Source organism: Daejeonella sp., from assembly GCF_037719425.1.
Taxonomy (GTDB): Bacteria; Bacteroidota; Bacteroidia; order Sphingobacteriales; family Sphingobacteriaceae; genus Daejeonella.
The window spans coordinates 1-1100 of sequence record NZ_JBBJNI010000036.1; the positions used below are offsets into that span (position 1 = coordinate 1).

Annotated in this window: 1 protein-coding gene; it reads left to right on the plus strand. The window is 44.0% G+C overall.

Features of this window, described 5'->3' with window-relative positions:
• Window positions 1-212: 212 nt before the first annotated feature.
• Window positions 213-1100 (plus strand): methionyl-tRNA formyltransferase (gene fmt, locus WKF69_RS06770; protein ID WP_340380630.1); only part of this gene is annotated, 888 nt, incomplete at its 3' end.

A 1100-nucleotide genomic window follows, 5' to 3' on the forward strand; every position in this document is an offset into this window, starting at 1 on the left:
AAAGCTGAAAGCTGAAAGCTGAAAGCTGAAAGCTGAAAGCTGAAAGCTGAAAGCTCAAAGCTCAAAGCTGAAAGCTGAAAGCTCAAAGCTCAAAGCTGAAAGCTGAAAGCTCAAAGCTCAAAGCTCAAAACTGATGCCTGAGGCACGAGCGGTACAGGGATAACGAACACATGCGCTTTCATTGCGAGCGAAGCGCGGCAAAACAACCACAAATGAAAATCGTCTTTATGGGTACCCCCGACTTTGCTGTAGCTTCTTTAAAAGCTCTGGTAGATAATGGGTTTAATATCGTTGGTGTGATAACGGCACCTGATAAACCCGCTGGGCGAGGCCAGAAGATCAATGAATCCGCGGTAAAAAAATATGCCGTTGAGCATGGCTTATATATCCTTCAGCCAGTCAAACTTAAAGACGAGCAATTCCTGGAGAACCTCAGAGCATTAAAAGCAGACCTGCAGGTAATTGTAGCATTCAGAATGCTGCCCGAGCTTGTTTGGGCTATGCCTCCGAAAGGAACTGTCAACCTTCATGGATCACTCCTCCCCCAATATCGGGGTGCAGCGCCGATAAACTGGGCAATTATTAATGGAGAAGTAGAAAGTGGAGTCAGCACCTTTTTCCTGAAACAAGAAATCGATACCGGCGACCTGCTTTTTTCTGAACGCGTGAGCATCAGCAAAAACGATACTGCTGGAGACCTGCACGATAAACTTATGGACACCGGCGCAACGCTTCTTCTAAAGACCGTAAAAGCTATTGAAAATGACGAATATAAGGAACAGCCACAAAAAGCTTCCGATGATCTGAAAACCGCCCCTAAGATCTTCAAGGAGGATTGCCTCATTAACTGGGCTCAGCCTGTGGAAAAAGTGTTTAATTTTATCCGCGGCTTAAGCCCATACCCTACTTCGTTTACACAACTTCAGGAAAAGAATCTTAAAATTTTCATTACAGAAATGGAGAAAATTGATTCTGCTTTAGAACCGGGTAAGGTGATAACAGACAATAAAACGTATTTGAAATTTGCCTGCACCGACGGTTTAATTTCCGTTCTTGAACTTCAGCTCGAAGGTAAAAAGAGAATGAAAGTGGACGAGTTT